Origin of the sequence: Halanaerobium congolense (assembly GCF_004366375.1) — a bacterium.
In the GTDB taxonomy this organism is placed as follows: domain Bacteria; phylum Bacillota; class Halanaerobiia; order Halanaerobiales; family Halanaerobiaceae; genus Halanaerobium; species Halanaerobium congolense.
In genome coordinates this window covers 23,251-42,336 of sequence record NZ_SOEF01000003.1, presented here as the reverse complement: position 1 = coordinate 42,336, position 19,086 = coordinate 23,251, and the positions used below count along the sequence as shown (strand labels likewise).

The window sequence follows — 19,086 nt, the reverse complement described above, 5'->3', positions numbered from 1 at the left end:
GTTAATGAAAAAATATAGATATATAAATATAGCTTTTATTTCACTGCTGTTAATTTTAACTCTAAGCTTTAATGCAGCAGCACAGAATAATTTTTTTAAAAATGAAGATGAGCATAATAATCTTCGTTTTGGTAATGAATATATAGTAATTGTTGTTAATCAAAACAAAAATTCTCAGGGGAGATTTGCCGTTGAAACTACTGGCGGTGCTCCTGCTAGAGAAAATGATGATAATAAACCCTTAATTTATGGTCGTCCTAATCCCTGGACTTCCTATACATCTCTCTGGATTAATGATCAAAAATATGTATTTGGCGGCTCAACTGAAAGAAGGGCCGGTAAAAATGCTAGATACGGTGAAGTCATTCAGGAGCCAACAGTTGAGGGTAATCGAATAGTTACTAAGACCAGATTTAATAACATTGTTGTTGAACAAATTTTAACTATAGTCAAAAGTTCAACAACCGGCCTTGCCGATAGTGCTCAAATACAATATAGGGTTATTAATGAGGGGGAAGAATCTGAAAAAGTTGGTTTAAGAATAATGCTCGATACAATGTTAGGTGAAAATGATGGTGCTCCATTTAGATTGGGTGAAGCCACAATTTCACAAGATAAATTATATTATGATAAACAGCTGGATGATTTTTGGCAGGCATTTGATAGTGTATCAAATCCACAGGTAACTTCTCAGGGATCATTTATTGGCGCTGATGTCAGTACACCTGATCGAGTTTATTTTTCAGATTGGGGAAGTTTAGCAGATGGTGTCTGGGATTTTGATTTTAATCCCGGTCAGGAATTTATACGTAAAGGTGAGTATGAGATTGATAGTGCAATTGCTATGTATTGGGTCCCAGAAATAATCGAGCCAGGAGACAGTAAAACATATATTACTAAATATGGACTTGGTGGAATTACTATAGTGCCTGGTATTTTATCTTTAGGTGTAACCTCACCGGCTGAAGTCACTTTAGACAACAATAATCAGAGCTTCCCGGTAGTAGCTTATTTGGAAAATACATCTGAAATTAATGCCCGCAATGTTTCTTTGAAAATTGAATTACCTAATAATTTTAAGGCTGATGAGGTAAGCAGAAACCTTGGCGATATGGAACCAGGTGATATCTCACAAACAACTTGGAATATTAGTGTAGATAATATAAATAATTTACCTGAAAATATGACTTATAGAGTAATAGTTGGTGCAGATAATACTGATTCAAATGAAGTTGAAAGAAGAGTAAGATTTTTAGGACCACCTGAGTTGAATGCAAGTATTACTTTAATGGAAGATGTTCAATCTGTTGACGGTAGACTGGAGCCTAATCCATTTAGAATTCAGGCTGAAATTAATAATTCTGGAGAAACATCTCTGTATGGTGTTGAAGCAGAACTGATCTTACCTCCTGGCTTAGTGACAGCCAGTCAGGAAAAAAGCAAAAAACATCTAGGCATGTTAAGAGATGGAGAAAATATTAATATTAATTGGGCTATTGAGGCTTTAAGAGTAGATGGTACCTTACCATTTGCTTTAAAAGTGACTGGTATCAATAACTATCAAAAAACAATAGTTGAAGAAATTAGTTTACCAGAATTAAAACCCTTGATTTTACTTAAAGAAACTATGGGCCAGCAGGATAAAGATTATTATGCTGTTGATATTTTGGCTGCAAATATTTCAGAAGTAGAAAATTTGTCATTTGAGCTTAATTATAACAGCAACAATCTGCTGCTAACTCATATTTCTAGAGGTGATTTCTTTGTTAGAGACAATAACTTATTACCATTTAACAGACCTGATAAATCAGAGCCTGGTAAGGTTATCTTTGACCAAGAATTTCCTTTTAACAAAGCTAATGGGGTAATTGCGACTCTTCACTTTAAATTGAAAAATGAGAATCCTGGCAGTATTAGTATTAATAATTTAGAAGCAGTAACTGGAACTGGAGAACAATTTCAAATTGAACAGCGAAATATTATTGAGGAGGAAAATTAAATGTTTAACTACAAAAAAGTAATTTCTTTAACAGTGTTGTTTGTTTTAATTTTTAGTATTGGTGTTTATGCACAGCAATTTGATGATGTTCCTCGTGATCACTGGGCTTATGATAGTGTTCAGACTTTAGCCGAACGGGGATATTTAAGCCTTTACTCTGGCGAAGATTTTAATGGTGAGAAACCACTAACCAGATATGAAATGGCAGAGATAATAGCAAATATTTTAGAAAACACAGTTGGAGGAGCAGCAGGCTCTCAAGACTTAAGCGAAGAAGATGTTGATGTTATTAGAGAGTTATCTCTAGAGTTTAGAGATGAGCTGGTTACTGTTGCTGAAAGACAGAAAAACTTTGAAGAAAGATTAAATAATTTAGAAGATACAAATCAGATTCAGAATGAGGATATTGCTAATTTAAATGTAGAAATAGCAGAAATGAACGAAGATGTGCAAAAAGTACCTAATTTAGAAGCAAGTGTTAAAAAAATAGACGGTCAAATTGCAGCTTTAGAAAAAGAATTAGCCGCTTTAAAAGCCGAAGGCCTTTCTGGTCAAAAACTGCAGGAGCTTGAAGACAATCAGAGTGTAAATATGACTAGAATTGAAGAGCTTGAAAATAGAATAGCAGTTTTAGAAGGAGAAAAAGCAGCTAAAGCAGAAGCTGATGGTGGTTCTCTTAATACTGGTTATATTATTGGTGGTTTAGCATTATTAGCACTGCTGCTGTAAAGACATAAAAAATATAATTAGTTAAAATCAATTCTTAAATATACAAGTTAAATTAGATAAAGGAGAATGTATATGGAGAAGCGTCATTTAAAAAAGGTTATAGTTTTGTTAACTTTAATTATAATATTGAATACAATATTTATACCATTTATAATGCCTTCTGCTGCTGAAGTTAAAGCTTCTTCAATTGAGAAAGAAGATATCTATACCGGTCTAGGTATTATGTTTTTAATGGTTGTTTTGGGAAGTGGTAATGATAACAAGCAGGCAGCTGCTCAGGATAACTTTTATGGTTATAAGAGCTTCAGTGCTGATGAAATGGAGATACTGGCTAGTATAATTAATGCAGAGGCAAGAGGAGAAAGCTATGAGGGGAAGGTTGCAGTAGGAGCTGTAATAATCAATAGAGTCTACCATCCTTCATTTCCAAATTCAATTGAGGGGGTTGTTTATCAGTCAGGACAATTTACTCCTGTAGAAAATGGGATGATCAATCTATCTCCAAGCAGTGATGCTTTTAAAGCTGCTTATGATGCAGCTGGTGGTATGGATCCAAGTCAGGGAAGTTTATATTTCTATAATCCTAAAAAATCCAGAAATCCCGATTTTTTTGCCGGCAGAACAAAGATGGTTACAATTGATAATCATGTCTTTTTAAAATAAAAGAGATTTTTTTCATAAAAAGAAACCTTCAGCCTGGTAATATTAAACTAAGCTGAAGGTTTCTTTTTTTATTTATTTTATTTCAATGATTTTTTCAACAGCCATAATTTTTTCAAACTCTAAATTTTGAGTTACTTGATACATATTTCCACCTGGAGAAGTTTCTGGTATATCCTTAACATTTATTTCATTGATTTCTCCGTTTTTGGCAGCTATTAATATTTTATCAGTTTGAGCTGCTTTTACAGCACCTGCTAACTTATATTTTGTATTGGAAAAAATTCTGATTCCCTTACCGTTCCTTTTCTGGGCTCTAAAATTACTTAATTTAATTTTATTAGCTCGACCATCTTCAGAAATAGATACCAAATAATGATCGGCAGCAAAGGTATTAAAGTAGATAACTTTATCATTCTTAGCTAAATTAATTGCCCTGCTTCCAAGAGTATTACGTCCAGTAGTTGAGAAACTGTCACCACTAAAGCGAATAATATATCCATTTTTACTAACCACAAATAGGTCCTGCTGCTCATCTGTTTTTTCAACATTTAAAACCTGATCATCATCCAATTTAATCGCTCTTATATGACTATAATTAGTTCTATATTCATCTACAATACTCCTTTTAATCAAACCTTTTTCGGTAACAAAAGTGTAAAACTCATCGCTGCTTTCTAGCTCCTCTTTAGCCAAAATACTGAATGAAATTATATTTTCTTTAATCGGTATTTGAACATATTTACTTAGATTATCTCCGGTAGCCAGGCCGTGATGTTCCTCAATGTCATGGACCTGTAAATTGTAGACTTCTCCATGATCACTGAAAAAGAGGAGCTGATCAAGTGAAGATCCTTCAATAGTTGAAATCAAATAGTCATTTTTAGCTGCCCGCAGGTTCTTATATTCTTCATTTCTTTTAATAATACCTCGATAGGAAAGAGATAGAACAGCATTTTTTTCTTTTATCAAATCATCTTTGGTAATTTCTGCTTTACTGTCATCACTTATAATTTCTGTTCTTCTTGCATCACCAAAACGCTTTTTGATATCTTTTAATTCATCTCTGAGAACAGTATTTAAAACATCTTGATTATTTAAGATATTTTTATAATACTTAATTTTTTCAGCTAAGTCTTTACGCTCAGCCTCTAATTTTTCAAATTCCATTCCTACCAAACGCTGCAGCTGCATTTCTAAAATAGATTGTGCCTGCTTTTCAGAGATATCAAGCTCCTGCATCAATTTTTCTTTTGCTTCTTGTTTGGATTCAGAATTTCGAATAACCTGAATTACTACATCAAGTTCATCAATTGCTCTTTTAAGGCCTTCTAAAATATGGTAACGATTTTCTGATTTATCTAAATTATATTTAGTATGTTTTCTAATTACCTCTTTTCGGAAGTTTAAAAAGTGATCTAAAATTTCTAAAAGACCCATAACTACTGGTTTTTTGTTATTTAAAGCCAGCAAATTAATTCTAAAATTATTCTGTAGTGAAGTATATTTATATAACCTATTTAAAATTAATTCGGTATCAGCATTACTTTTCAATTCAATTACTATTCTAATTCCTTCTTTATCAGATTCATCTCTTAAATCAGAGACTTCACTTATTTTACCCTTATTAACCAGTTCTGCTATTTCTTCAATAAGTTTAGCTTTATTGACCTGATAAGGAATTTCAGTGATAATTAATTTTTTATATCGACTTTCTTTTTCAATTTTACTTTTAGCTCTTAAAGTTATTTTCCCTTTACCAGTTTCATAAGCTGATTTGATTCCATCATCACCGACAATCATTGCTCCGGTTGGAAAATCAGGACCTGGGAGATGATTTTTTATTATTGTATCCAGTTTGGCATTAGGATAGTCCAGAAGGTGGATTAAAGCATCTATAACTTCATTTAAATTGTGGGGAGGAATAGATGTGCTCATCCCAACTGCAATCCCACTGGAGCCATTTACTAAGAGATTAGGTATTTTCGAAGGTAAAACCTCAGGCTCCTGCAGACTCCCGTCAAAATTATCAATAAAATTAACGGTTTTTTCGTCTATATTATCTAAGAGAGCTTCTGCAATTTCTGTCAGTTTAGTTTCTGTATAACGCATTGCAGCAGCACTATCACCATCAATTGAGCCATAGTTACCCTGGCCATCAATTAGCTGATAACGCTGATTGAAATCCTGAGCCATCCTCACCATTGCCTCATAAACAGCACTATCTCCATGGGGGTGAAATTTACCTAAAACCTCACCAACCAAACGAGCTGATTTTTTATGGGGTCTATTGTGAAGCAAACCTAATTCTCTGGCTGCAAAAAGTATACGTCTATGGACAGGTTTTAAACCATCCCTAACATCTGGTAAAGCTCTACCAATGATTACACTTAGTGAATAATTCAAATATGCATCTTTCATTTTATCTTCTATTGCGATTGGATAAATTTCTTCTTTCATTATCTATCTCCTCTCAAATTTAATCTTATTCTGCTAATTTATAATATCATTCTTATCATAGAATTTGCAAATTTAAAAGCCTAAAGACTGGCATTCTCAAGATCTCTTTGTTATAATAAGGAAATGGAGGATGGTGAAGAATCATGGATACACTTTTTAATAATGTAGATTATAACGCTGATCAGATACAGGTATTAAAAGGTCTTGAAGCAGTTCGTAAAAGACCGGGGATGTATATTGGTAGTACAGGAATTAGAGGTTTACATCATCTTGTCTGGGAAGTAGTAGATAACAGTATAGATGAATTTTTGGCTGGAAATGGTGACCAAATCAAGGTTACTATTCATGAAGGTGAAGAAATTAGTGTTGAGGACTTTGGCCGGGGTATTCCAGCTGATATTCACAAAGATACTGGTTTACCTGCAGTAGAAGTTGTTTTAACTACTCTTCATGCTGGTGGTAAGTTTAATAATAATAGTTATAAAGTTTCTGGAGGACTTCATGGTGTTGGTGTCTCAGTAGTAAATGCACTTTCTTCAAAATTAACTATCACCACCCACTGGAAGGGAAATAAATATCAGCAGCATTATCAAAAAGGAAAACCTGTTGATAAATTAAAGAAAATTGGAAGTAGTGACCGTACTGGTACGATAATTCGTTTTAAACCAGATCCCGAGATTTTTACAGCTGAGGAGTTTAAATATGAAAATCTAGCTCACCGGCTGCAGGAATCTGCTTATTTAAATAAAGAGCTAACTCTTATTTTAAGAGATGAGCGGGGAAAAGAGGTTGTAGAAGAAGAATTTCAATATGATGGTGGAATTAAAGCTTTTGTTGAATTTTTAAATAAAGATCGAAATGTACTCAACGATGATATTATTTATTTTGACTCAAAACATGATGATTATGAAGTGGAAATTGCAGTTCAATATAATGATGGGTATAATGAACGTATTTTCTCTTATGCCAATAATATTAATACTATTGATGGTGGTTATCACCTAACAGGTTTTAAAACTGCTTTGACCAGAGCAATAAATACTTTTGCTAAAAATAATAACCAGCTTCCTGCTAAAATTTCTTCTTTAAATGGCAAAGATGTTCGCGAAGGAATTACCGCAATCATTAATGTAAAACTACCTGAGCCTCAGTTTGAAGGCCAGACTAAAACTAAACTGGGTAATAGTGAGATACGCAGTATAGTAGAAAGCGAAGTCTATGAATATTTAAGTTTGTATTTTGATACAAATCCTGAACTTGCTAAGAAAATCATCGATAAAGCAGTCCAGGCTGTGAGGGCACGTAAAGCTTCCAAAAAAGCGAGAGAACTTACTAAAAGAAAAACTGCTCTTTCTTCTAATTCACTGCCTGGTAAACTAGCTGACTGCAGCAGTAAAGAGGCTGAAAAAAGTGAATTGTTCATAGTTGAAGGGGATTCTGCTGGTGGTTCAGCTAAACAGGGAAGAGAAAGAAAATTTCAAGCTATTTTACCCCTAAAGGGTAAGATTTTAAATGTAGAACGGGCCAGACTTGATAAAATTTTAAATAATAATGAGGTCGCTTCAATTATAACAGCTTTAGGAGCTGGAATTGGAGAAGATTTTGATTTAAAAAGGTTGCGTTATCATAAAATAATTATTATGACTGATGCCGATGTTGATGGTGCTCATATTGCAACCTTAATCTTAACCTTGTTTTATCGCTACATGCCGAAATTAATTGAAAATGGTCATATCTATCTGGCTAAACCGCCTTTATATAAGGTGACTAAAAGAGGTAAAAGTCATTATTTATACAGTGATCAGGAATTAGAAAATTTTAGAGCAGAAAATAAGGGCAGCAGTTTTTCACTGCAGAGATATAAGGGACTTGGGGAGATGAATCCAGATCAGCTCTGGAAAACAACCATGGACCCTGAAAATAGAGTCCTGCAGAAAGTAGAAATTGATGACGATATTGAGGCAGACGATATTTTTACCCGCTTAATGGGTTCCAATGCTTCTCTCAGAAAAGAATTTATCTTTAATAATGCAGAACTTGCTCAAACTATCGATGTTTAAGAATCAACCGGTTGAATAAGGTGGTGGTAAATTGTCAGTTAAGAGAATTTTTAATAACCGATACATAAAGTTATTTTTAGCTTTTTTAATTGGTATTATTGTCGGTTTAATAGCATTATTGTATAATAATATTTTAGACTATTTTACTTTTTCTTTGATTGACATTGGAATGGAGCTGACAATTTTTCACCGTTTAAGTCTTGTCTTCGTGCCAGCCCTGGGAGGTCTAATTGTAGGCTTTATCATTAAATATGGGAGTATGTCAGCAAAGGGGCATGGAATTCCAGCTATTTTAAGTTCAATTGAAACTAAAGAACGGCATCTTACTTACCGAGATCTGCTAACAGAGGGTTTTGCTTCTGCAATTACTATCTCTTCCGGTGGTTCTGGAGGGCGTATTGGTCCAATTGTTGAAATTGGAGCTGGAATAGGAGATTTAATTGCTTATAAGTTAGATTTAGACCTTTTTGACTACCAAACTTTTTTAGGTTGTGGTGCTGCAGCTGGTATTGCCGGTTTATTTCATGCACCTTTGGGTGGGATAATGTTTGTCACTGAAATTTTATTTAATAAAGTCGACAAAAACCGTTTAATAATGGTAGCAGTTAGTGCGATTTCAGCTGATATGGTTATCCGCTGGAGTGGGCAAGAATTATTTTTAGCCCATCTTAATTTAGGTCAGGTGGAAAATGTCTATAATTTCATTACTGCAGCTTTGATTGGAATTTTTGCAGCCGTTTTTGCAGTGGCTTTTGTTTATACACTGCGTAAATTATCAGATATATTTGATAATTTAAAGCTGAATATTGTTTTAAAACCTGCTCTAGGTGGACTGTTATTAGGAATGATAGCATTTAAACTACCTGAAATTATGGGTTCAGGTAATCGAATAATTGTTGAGCTATTTAATCAAAGTGAGTATGATCTCAAATTTTTATTTATACTTTTAGTTTTAAAAATTATAGCAACAGCTTTAACCTTAGGTTCTGGTGGCTCAGGAGGTATTTTTTCACCTTCACTTTTAATTGGCAGTTTAACCGGGATTATTATAGGGGGATTATCACATCAAATTTTACCTTTTTTAACTGGTTCTTCTTCTTTATATGCTTTAATTGGGATGGCTGCGGTAATCAGTGCTGTTATTCGTGCACCTTTAACGGCAACCTTTATAATTTTAGAATTTACCCATAATTACAGCCTGACTGTTCCACTGCTAATATCTTCTTTAATTGCCGAGAGAGCAGCCAGCAAAAGCGGTTTGAAGTCTGCTTATTCACCTGATTATTTCGAGCGGCTGTAAATAGTAAAAACTTGACATTTCAGCTATATATGTTTTATAATTAAGTAGATAAATTTATTATTTTATTAATATTTAAATGAGAAAGGAGAGACTTAATATGCAGAAGTATCAGTGCACAGTTTGTATGTACATTTATGATCCAGAAGAAGGAGATCCTGTAGGTGGAATTGAGCCAGGAACATCTTTTGAAGATCTTCCAGATGACTGGACCTGTCCAGAATGTGGTGTGGGTAAAGATATGTTCGAACCATATGATGGCTAATATTACTTATATTTAAATATTTTTCAAAAGCTGGGGGCTTATCCCCAGTTTTTATTTTACAATCAATTTTAATTATAGTATAATTACTTCGAATAGAAATAAGGACGGTTAATTATGAATTTAAAGAAAAAGAATTTAACACCAGCTCAATATTTAGTGAGCGGCTATTTTGTAATTATTATGCTAGGATCGCTGCTTTTAATGCTGCCAGCTGCAACAAATGACGGTCAGGGTTTAGGGGCTATAGATGCGGTTTTTACTGCTACTTCAGCTACCTGTGTAACCGGTCTAATTGTAGTAAATACAAAGGAAGCCTTTACTATTTTCGGCTCAACTGTAATTATGCTTTTAATCCAGATTGGTGGACTCGGGATTATGTCGATGTGATGGCTATAAAAAGGGGAGAAAATTTAAATGTTTCTCCTGGAGCTGGTGACAAAGTTCTTGAAGGAGATAGATTAGTAGTAATAGGTAAAAACGAGAGTTTAGAGTCTTTAAAAGATTATGATGATAAAAAACAATAAAGCTAATTATTTTTAAGTATATTTAGGAGTGAAATAATGAGTGAAAATAAGTATTATAATATAATAACTTACGGCTGCCAAATGAACGAACATGATTCAGAAAGGCTGGCCGGTATGCTGGAGGAAATGGGATATCAGCATACAGATGAACTAGAAAAGGCAGATATAATTTTGTTAAACACCTGTATTATAAGAGAGAATGCAGAGCTTAAAGTATTTGGGAAATTAGGTGAATTAAAAAGATATAAAAGAGAAAATCCTGATCTAATAATCGGTATTGGCGGCTGTATGATGCAGCAGGATGAACCAGTTGATGAAGTTTATAAAAAGTACAGACATGTTGATTTAATTTTTGGTACCCATAATATTCATCATTTACCTAATTTGATAGAAAAAATTGAAGAGACCAAAGATAGAGTTGTTGAAGTTTGGGATGAAGAGGAAGGCTTAATTCCTGATCTCCCATCACAGCGTGAATCAGAACATTCAGCCTGGATTTCAATTATTCAGGGTTGTGATAATTTCTGTACTTATTGTATAGTTCCCTATGTAAGAGGTAGAGAGCGCAGTCGACCTGTCACTTCTATTGTAGAAGAAGCCGCAAGACTGGCAGCAGATGGGGTTAAAGAAATAACACTTTTAGGACAGAATGTTAATTCATACGGTAATGATTTGGAAAAAAAGAGTACCTTTTCAAGACTGTTGGAAGAATTAAACGAAGTTGATAATCTTAAAAGAATTCGATTTATGACCTCACATCCAAGAGATTTTTCTGATGAGCTATTAGAAAAAATTAAAAATCTAGATAAAGTAGCAAACCATATTCACTTACCTGTACAATCAGGGAGCAACAAAGTATTAAAAGAAATGAACCGTGGTTATACCCGTGAATATTATATTGATCGAGTTAAAAATATACAGGCAGAAATCCCTGGAGCTTCAGTTTCAACAGATTTTATAGTGGGTTTTCCCGGTGAAAGCGAAGAAGATTTTAAAAAAACCATTGAGCTGGTTAAAGAACTTAAATTCGATATGGCTTATACATTTATTTATTCTCCCCGCAGTGGTACACCGGCTGCCCGCAGAGATGATAAGATAGAGGATAAAGTTAAAAAAGAGCGTTTAAATCGATTAATGGAATTACAGAACAGAATTAGTTATGAAAAAAATCAAAAACTAATCGGAACTACTCAAGAAATATTAGTCATCGGCCCCAGCAATAATGACCCTGAAGTTTATGAAGGTAGAACCTCAACAAATAAAATTTGTTTTATCGATAAGCGTGAGGATTTGGTGGGAAAATTAGTAGAAGTTAAAGTGAAATCTGCTAAAAGTTGGACTTTAGAAGGTAGTTTAATTGAATAAAATTTATTGACAGTTGAGATAAAATTTATTCTTAACAGCTGTAGAAGAAATAATTTTGATAGAAACCTGGAGGATAATTAAATAGATCTTTCAGGTTTTATCTTATTTATTTCAGTTTAAATAGATGAAAATTAATACTTAAAAATCATTAGATTTGGAGGGATAAATTTGGCAGAGTTGACACCAATGATGAGGCAGTATCATGATTTAAAAAACAAATATCAGGATGCAGTGCTATTTTTTAGGCTTGGAGATTTTTATGAAATGTTTGGTGAAGATGCAAAAAGAGCTGCTAAAATACTGGATATTGCATTAACTTCTCGGAATAAAGGTGGAGGAGAAAAGATTCCAATGGCAGGAGTTCCCTATCATTCTGCCGCTTCATATATAGAAAAATTAATTAAAAAGGGAATCAAAGTTGCAATTTGTGAACAACTAGAAGATCCATCAGAAAGCAGTGGAATTGTAGAAAGGGATGTTATTCGTGTTGTAACTCCCGGAACTGTCATTGAAAATGAAATTTTATCAGAAAATGAAAACAATTATTTAGCAGCAGTTTTTAAATACGGTGATTATTATGGTTTCTCTTATACAGATATTTCAACCGGAGAATTTTATTTAACAGAATTTTCGGCTGAAAAGACAAATAAATTAAAAGATGAGATCAATAGAATTTCACCTCGCGAGCTGCTTTTAGATGAACAGACAGCTTCTTCAAAATTAATAAATGAACTGCACAATCAATATAATTTCACTTTAAATATTTTAGGCCAGAAAAAATTTGAGCGTCTATATCAGGGCTTGTTAGACCATTTTAAGCTAAAATCTCTTGAAGGTTTTGGCTGTGAAGAAATGAAAGCTGCAGTCTATGCAGCCGGACAGGTTTTAAGCTATTTGTCTGAAACTCAAAAAAGGACTATAAATCAAATAACAAACTTAAAAGCATATCATTTAGAAGATTACATGGTCTTAGACTCAGCCAGCAGAAGAAATTTAGAACTTTCTTCTACTATTAGAGATAATCAGCGATCTGGCTCTTTACTTTCGATTTTAGATCAGACCGTTACTTCTATGGGAGCTAGAGAAATTAAAAAATGGATTAATCAGCCTTTAGTTCAAAAAAATGAGATTACAAAAAGACATGATGCTCTTGCAGAAATAATAGATAATTATATGATTCTAGAAAAATTAAGAGCTGAACTATCAGAAATTTATGATTTAGAAAGAATAATGAGTAAAATCACCTACCAATCAGCTAATGCCAGGGATTTGGTTGCTTTAAGAAATTCACTGGCTAAACTGCCGGCTGTTAAGAAACTAATGGTGGAACTTCAAAGTGATTTATTATCCGAAATGCAGGCAGATTTCGATCTTTTAGAGGATATTTATAATTTAATAGATAATTCAATAAAAAATGAACCACCTACAACAATAACTGAAGGTGGTATTATTAAAGATGGTTATGATTCTAAGTTAGATGAATTAAGAAGCTTAGTCAGCAGTGGTAAAGATTGGATCTCAGCTCTGCAGAAAGAAGAAAGAGAAAAAACAGGGATCAATACTCTAAAAGTAGGTTTTAATAAAGTATTTGGTTATTATTTAGAAGTTACTAATTCGCATACTGATAAAGTTCCGGAGCGCTATGAGAGAAAGCAAACCTTAAGCAACAGTGAGCGCTATATTATTCAAGAGTTAAAAGAAAAGGAATCTGAAGTTTTAGGAGCAGAAGAAAAAATAAATGATCTAGAATATAAATTATTTGTAGAAATTAGAGATGAAATAGCAGCTGAGGTAGAAAGAATTAATAAAACTGCTGCAGTTATAGCTAAAATAGATGTCTTATTGTCATTTTCATACTTAGCAATAGAAAATAATTATAATCGACCAAAGATTAATAATGGGGCAGAAATAAAGATTAAAGATGGACGCCATCCTGTTGTCGAAAAAATGTTTGAAGAACAATTTGTGCCAAATGACTGTTATTTAAATCAGAGCGACCAGAGATTTATTATTATCACAGGACCAAATATGTCAGGTAAATCGACTTATATGAGGCAGGTAGCCTTAATAGTTTTAATGGCTCAAATAGGCTCCTATGTTCCTGCAGCTGAAGCGGTAATTGGTTTAACAGATAGAATTTTTACTCGAGTTGGAGCAAGTGATGATTTAACAACAGGTCAGAGTACTTTTATGGTGGAAATGAATGAAGTTGCTAATATAGTTAATAACAGTACTGAAAAAAGCTTAATTATATTGGATGAGGTTGGCCGAGGTACCAGCACTTATGATGGTGTCTCTATTGCCTGGTCTGTCAGTGAATATTTAAACAATCCAGAACGTATTGGTGCTAGAACATTGTTTGCAACACACTATCATGAATTAACCCGCTTAGAAGATGAGTATCAAGGTATAAAAAATTATAATGTATTGGTTGAAGAAGATAGTGATGGGGTACATTTTCTGCACCGTATTGTTCCAGGTAGAGCAAATGATAGCTATGGTATTGAAGTTGCTAGATTGGCAGGCCTGCCTGAGGAAATTATTATCAGTGCTCAAAAAATATTAGAGCGGCTTGAAGAAAATAATAAGATGCCGGTTCGAAAATTGGAAAAAACAATTGCTGATGATAAACATCAACAACTGCCCTTATTTAATACGGAAAAAAGTCCAATTTTAAAAAAAATAGATGAGCAGGATATTTTAGAGATGACACCAATGGATGCTATGAACTTTTTATACAATTTAAAAAAGGACTTAAAAGAAAAGGAGAATTAAAATGGGTGTTATAAAACAGCTTCCTCAAAATGTTGCTAATCAGATTTCAGCAGGAGAGGTTATAGAAAGACCAGCCTCAATTGTTAAGGAATTAATTGAAAATTCTATAGATGCTGGTGCCAAAAATATTGAAATACGAATTGAAGATGGTGGAAGAGAATTAATTAAAGTTAAAGATGACGGACATGGTATTTTAGCAGATGATATCGAATCAGCTTTTAACCGTTATGCTACAAGTAAAATTGAAGATATTGATGATTTATATTCCCTCTATAGTTTAGGCTTTAGAGGCGAGGCTTTAGCCAGTATTGTTTCTGTGGCTGAAATTGAGATGATCAGTCGTCATCAGGATAGTGATCAGGCAGTTAAAATTAAACTCAAGGGTGGAGAAATTATTGACAAAAAGCCTGTTGGCTCAACAATAGGAACAGAAATAACAGTCAGAGATTTATTTTACAACACTCCTGCCCGTTATAAATATTTAAAGACTACAACTACCGAATTTTCTCATATCAGCAAGATTGTAAGTGCTGAAGCAACCGCTAATAGTGATTTGAGCTTTAAACTTTTTCATGATAGCCGGCAAATTCTTTCAACCCCTGGCAATGGTAAGCTTAAGGATACAATATACGCTGTTTTTGGTGGAGATATAGCTGAAAATCTAATTCCAATCGATATTGAAGATAGATACATTAAACTAAGCGGTTATCTCTGCCGACCGGAATTAACCCGCTCCAGCAGAAGCCATGAACTATTTTTTGTTAACGGCAGACCTATTTATAATAATCTAACTGCTAAGGCTGTTGAAACTGCCTATAGCAAATTAATCAACCCAGGTAGAAAACCAATTGTATTTCTATTTATAAAAGTTAATCCAATTTTGGTAGATGTTAATGTCCATCCTGCCAAAAAAGAGGTTAAATTTTCACGCAGTCAAATTATTTTTGATGTTATTAAAAAAGCTGTTAGAAATACTCTCAAAGAAAATGATCCAACAACCAGAATAAAAATAAAAAAAGATCACAGTTTGGAGGCTGATAGAGATCAGACTGAAGAAAATATTGAAAGAGATCAGCTGTTTAATCAAAATAAAAAAAGCAGCTATAATTCAGCTAAGCAAAACAATTATTCTAAAACTGGTTCGTATAAGCAGAGTAAAGATAATTATCAAAAAAATATTAATTATGAAGACGATAAAAGTTATAATCCAGATCTCAAAAGCTCGGAAAACAAAAAAGATTTTAGACAGCTTATTCGAGAAAACGAAAATCAAGAATATTCACTGGAGAATGTTGAAGCAGAAGAAAGCTATTTTAAATTTCTAGGCCAGATTTTTAATAGTTATCTGCTGATTGAAACTGATCAGGGTTTAAAGATTGTTGATCAGCACAATGCTCAAGAGAGAATCTTATATGAGAGATTTTATGCTGAATACAATAAAAAGGACAAAGCTTCACAATCACTGCTGATGCCGGTTAAAATAGAACTTTCAGCTGAAGAAAGAGAAATTGTGCATCAATATGAGGCTGAGATTAAAAAAATTGGAATTGATTTTAGTGATTTTGGTAATAATACTATTTTAATTCAGGAAGTTCCTGTTTTACTGAAAAATATGTCTACTAGAAATATTATTGAAGAGCTGATAGCAGAATTGGCTGAGGCAGGCAAAGCAAAATCTGCAGCTGAAGTTCAAGCAAATATGCTGGAATATTTAGCCTGTCGCTCATCCATTAAGGCTGGTCAACCTCTTACTAAAAATGAGAGCATCCAGCTGATTAAAGATTTATATAAGACTGAAAACCCTTATCGCTGTCCTCACAGCAGACCGGTTATGATTAATATCAGCCGTGAAGAAATAGAAAAAGGACTTGGTAGAAAATGAAAGATATAATTGTTTTGACAGGTGCTACAGCAGTTGGGAAAACTGAGTTATCACTTGATTTAGCTGCACAAATTAATGCAGAGATTATTTCAGTTGATTCTATGCAGATTTATCAGGAAATGAATATTGGTACCGCCAAAGCTTCTGAATCAGAGAGAGCAAAAATAAACCACCATTTAATTGATTTTGTAAGTCCGGAAGCAGATTATTCTGTATCACAATTTCAGGAAGAGTGTGATCGATTAATTTTTGAAATTAAAGCAGAGGGGAAAATGCCTTTGCTTGTAGGTGGTACTCACCTTTATTTGAGAGCTGTTTTAGAGGGTTTTATGCTGCCTGAAATTGAACCAGATTATGAACTGCGTCATAGATTAGAAAAATTAGCTGAGTCTAAAGGAACAGAAGCAGTTCATAAGATTCTAGCCGCAAAAGATGCAGCAGCTGCTAAAAAACTTCATCCTAATGATCTACGTCGGGTAATTAGAGCAATCGAAATTTATAAGCAAACCGGAAAAAGCAAAAGTTTTTATAAAAAGAAACAAAAAGAACGTTCTCCACGCTATTCTGCCTTTAAATTTGCTTTAATTAGAAGTAGAGAAAATTTATATCAAAGAATTAATAAACGGGTTGATTTGATGATGGAGCAGGGACTATTAGATGAAGTTGAAAGTCTTTTAGATAAATATGAATCTCTAAGTGACACTGCTCATCAGGCATTAGGTTATAAAGAATTAATATCACATTTAAAAGGTAAGATTAGTTTAGAAGAAGCAGTGCATGAAATAAAAAAGCGGAGCAGACATTTTGCCAAAAGACAGCTTACCTGGTTAAGAAAAGAAGATGATTTAATAGTTTTTAATATTGAAAAGGAAGATAAAAGTGAAATTTTAAATACAATGATTCAGTTAATAAAAGGAGAAAAAAATTATGAACAAGAATACCAAAAAAGAAAAGAAATTGATTTCTAGTGGAGATGAGTTTGATAAGTTATTAGAAGAAAAAGATGCATTTTTTGTTCTTTTTTCTAACGATGATTGTGGTTACTGTCAGTTAGCAGAGAAAAACATAAATCAGGTTATCGATTCTTTTCCTGAATTAAAGCTCTATCAATTAAAATTAACTGATGCTCCTGAAATATTTAAACGCTATGATATTAATTCTGTTCCAGTCTCTAAAGTTTTTAAAGAGGGTAAAGCTGTTTATACAGGTTTTGGAGTCCGCTCTCCTAATGATATATATTATCAACTTAAATCATATTTTGGTAGTAGTAATTCATATTTTCAAGAATTAGATGAAGAAAATAATTAATAATTTTATTATTTGTACTTCTTTGCAGGAATTTTCTAAATAATATTGAATTTATAAATAGAGAGCTTTAAAAATATAAAAGGGGGCTGCAGAAGAGATGAATAATAATAACATTAATTATCAGGACCACATTTTAAAACATGTTCATGAGAAAGATATTGAAGTCATTGTCTATTTTGTTAATGGTTATCAATTAAAGGGAAAAATTACAGCCTATGATAACTTCACAGTTATTTTGAGAAGTGATGAGCGAGATCAGATGATTTATAAGCATGCTATTTCTACTATTGCTCCGGTTGAAAAAATTAGCGGTCTTCTTGATTTAGGTGAATAACAAAATTATTTTAATTAAGGTATAACAATTTAGTCAAAGAAAGTTGGTTTATTCTTGAAAAATAAGTTTTTGATTTTCTTTACAATTATAATTATTATAACAGTTTTTCCCATCAATACAGCAGCTGAATCAAAGTATAATTGGGAAGAATTAATTGAAACTACTAGAGTTCAGCTTCAACAGGATAAAAGTAACATTATTTTAAATTATACTCTGGCAGTAGCATATGCTAATATAGGAGATATTGAGAATGCATATAAAATTATAGATGTTTTCGGCAGCAGTGTGAGTCGAAAGGAATTTAACGCTGCTGTTTCTCCGTATTTAGAAGATTGGCAAAATTATAGTGATCATGATAATTTGTTGCTGTTAAATTATGCTGCTTTTAAAGAGGTAATAAATAAAAACTATCAATCTGCTGTTTCATTATTTGAATATATTTTTGAAATAGATAGTAATAATTTCTGGGCTTTAAACCATGCAGCTGCTGCTTTGGTAGAAATAAAAGAATATGATAAGGCGCTAGATTATGCTAATCAGGCGCTGTCAATGCAGGAGAATGAGTATTCTCATTTAATTAAAGGCTATGCATTTTACGAAAATGGGAATTATGTTAGAGCAGTTTTAGAAGCAGCTAGTGCTAGAAATTTATTCAAGGCATTGGCAGATGATGAATATCAAGATTTTATAGAATAAAAATCCAGAATATTGTGCTTTGTTCTAAGTGGGAGGAATTTAATGCTATTTGATCAGGATGGTAATTTTAAAATTCAGCAGTTATTTTCTTATCCCAATGATAATTACGAGAGATTAAAAAAAGAAGCCTTAAAATGTAGGCGATGTCAGCTTCGTGAAAATGCTAATGGAGTTGTGATGGGAGAAGGAAATTTAAAAAATAAAATTATGCTAATTGGTGAAGGACCAGGTGCTAACGAAGATCGTTTGGGAAGGCCTTTTGTAGGACGCGCTGGTAAATTGATGGATAAGATTCTTGCCTCTGTCAATTTAAAAAGAAAAGAACTGTATATTACAAATGTTATTAAGTGTAGGCCGTCTGGAAATCGGGCTCCGCGCCAGAATGAGTTTGAAGCCTGTGTATCAATTTTGAGCTCAGAAATTGAATTAATTCAGCCCAAAGTAATTGTTACCCTTGGTTCGACAGCCACTAAATATTTAATTAACCCTGAAGAATCAATTACTAATGTTCGTGGTAAATGGTTTAAAAGGGGAGATTTATACATTCTGCCAACTTTTCATCCTGCTTATTTATTGAGAAACGAAAAGATGAAAAAATACAGCTGGCATGATTTTAAATTAATAAAAAAAGCCGCTGATCGAATAAAAGAATTATCCAACAGCGGAGAATTTTAATTTAAAGATTTGATTATGTTTTTGAAAATAAAAATATAATAAAATATCATTTTATTT

16 protein-coding genes and 1 pseudogene are annotated in these 19,086 nt (G+C 33.0%); 16 read left to right on the top strand and 1 reads right to left on the bottom strand.

All coding sequences use genetic code 11. The features are described 5' to 3' along the window. Positions 1-4: 4 nt before the first annotated feature. The 3 genes from C7954_RS01850 to C7954_RS01840 all read left to right on the top strand — a co-directional run bounded on the left by C7954_RS01850 (position 5) and on the right by C7954_RS01840 (position 3,391). Entirely contained in the window at positions 5-1,999 is a 1,995-nt protein-coding gene (locus C7954_RS01850; RefSeq protein WP_089722761.1) for a COG1361 family protein, read from the top strand. After that, the gene (locus C7954_RS01845; RefSeq protein WP_073155432.1) at positions 2,000-2,728 is read left to right on the top strand and encodes an S-layer homology domain-containing protein; all 729 of its coding nucleotides are present in this window, start codon (positions 2,000-2,002) and stop codon (positions 2,726-2,728) included. A 72-nt stretch (positions 2,729-2,800) separates the two neighbouring features. Then, on the top strand, positions 2,801-3,391 hold the full coding sequence (locus C7954_RS01840) for a cell wall hydrolase (RefSeq protein WP_073155429.1): 591 nt from the start codon (positions 2,801-2,803) through the stop codon (positions 3,389-3,391). Positions 3,392-3,463: 72 nt separating this feature from the next. On the opposite strand, the gene gyrA is transcribed toward C7954_RS01840, so the two are convergent. Then, a complete protein-coding gene (gene gyrA / locus C7954_RS01835; protein ID WP_134058568.1) occupies positions 3,464-5,848 on the bottom strand; it encodes a DNA gyrase subunit A in 2,385 nt (794 codons plus the stop codon). A 143-nt stretch (positions 5,849-5,991) separates the two neighbouring features. Between gyrA and gyrB the strand changes: the two genes are divergently transcribed. The 13 genes and pseudogenes from gyrB (at position 5,992) to C7954_RS01770 (ending at position 19,029) form a co-directional block, all read left to right on the top strand. Continuing rightward, positions 5,992-7,908, top strand: a complete 1,917-nt coding sequence (gene gyrB / locus C7954_RS01830; RefSeq protein ID WP_089716597.1) for a DNA topoisomerase (ATP-hydrolyzing) subunit B — start codon at positions 5,992-5,994, stop codon at positions 7,906-7,908. A gap of 31 nt (positions 7,909-7,939) precedes the next feature. Beyond that, positions 7,940-9,208: a chloride channel protein gene (locus C7954_RS01825; protein WP_089655102.1), complete on the top strand. Its 1,269-nt coding sequence runs from the start codon at positions 7,940-7,942 to the stop codon at positions 9,206-9,208. 97 nt (positions 9,209-9,305) lie between these two features. Beyond that, a complete protein-coding gene (gene rd / locus C7954_RS01820; protein WP_005488503.1) occupies positions 9,306-9,470 on the top strand; it encodes a rubredoxin in 165 nt (54 codons plus the stop codon). Positions 9,471-9,584: 114 nt separating this feature from the next. Further along, positions 9,585-9,854: pseudogene (locus C7954_RS01815) on the top strand (Trk family potassium uptake protein); the annotation flags it as partial. A 2-nt stretch (positions 9,855-9,856) separates the two neighbouring features. Further along, complete coding sequence (locus C7954_RS01810) at positions 9,857-9,994, top strand: TrkA C-terminal domain-containing protein (protein WP_338068530.1); 138 nt, start codon at positions 9,857-9,859, stop codon at positions 9,992-9,994. A 36-nt stretch (positions 9,995-10,030) separates the two neighbouring features. Then, positions 10,031-11,359 carry a tRNA (N6-isopentenyl adenosine(37)-C2)-methylthiotransferase MiaB gene (miaB, locus tag C7954_RS01805; RefSeq protein WP_081374460.1) on the top strand — a complete coding sequence of 443 codons (1,329 nt, stop codon included), beginning with the start codon at positions 10,031-10,033 and terminating at the stop codon, positions 11,357-11,359. 168 nt (positions 11,360-11,527) lie between these two features. Then, positions 11,528-14,134: a DNA mismatch repair protein MutS gene (gene mutS / locus C7954_RS01800; protein ID WP_134058565.1), complete on the top strand. Its 2,607-nt coding sequence runs from the start codon at positions 11,528-11,530 to the stop codon at positions 14,132-14,134. Position 14,135: 1 nt separating this feature from the next. After that, a complete protein-coding gene (mutL, locus tag C7954_RS01795; protein ID WP_134058562.1) occupies positions 14,136-16,016 on the top strand; it encodes a DNA mismatch repair endonuclease MutL in 1,881 nt (626 codons plus the stop codon). Then, positions 16,013-16,984: a tRNA (adenosine(37)-N6)-dimethylallyltransferase MiaA gene (gene miaA / locus C7954_RS01790; RefSeq protein WP_089722752.1), complete on the top strand. Its 972-nt coding sequence runs from the start codon at positions 16,013-16,015 to the stop codon at positions 16,982-16,984. Before mutL ends, miaA begins: the two co-directional genes overlap by 4 nt. Continuing rightward, positions 16,944-17,324 carry a thioredoxin family protein gene (locus C7954_RS01785; RefSeq protein WP_089716593.1) on the top strand — a complete coding sequence of 127 codons (381 nt, stop codon included), beginning with the start codon at positions 16,944-16,946 and terminating at the stop codon, positions 17,322-17,324. The genes miaA and C7954_RS01785 overlap by 41 nt, the downstream gene beginning before the upstream one ends. Positions 17,325-17,421: 97 nt before the next feature. Beyond that, on the top strand, positions 17,422-17,658 hold the full coding sequence (gene hfq / locus C7954_RS01780) for an RNA chaperone Hfq (protein WP_073155398.1): 237 nt from the start codon (positions 17,422-17,424) through the stop codon (positions 17,656-17,658). Positions 17,659-17,712: 54 nt separating this feature from the next. Further along, positions 17,713-18,354, top strand: coding sequence for a tetratricopeptide repeat protein (locus C7954_RS01775; protein WP_073155395.1), 642 nt, complete (start codon positions 17,713-17,715; stop codon positions 18,352-18,354). 42 nt (positions 18,355-18,396) lie between these two features. After that, a complete protein-coding gene (locus C7954_RS01770) occupies positions 18,397-19,029 on the top strand; it encodes a uracil-DNA glycosylase (protein WP_089716591.1) in 633 nt (210 codons plus the stop codon). Positions 19,030-19,086 lie beyond the last annotated feature (57 nt).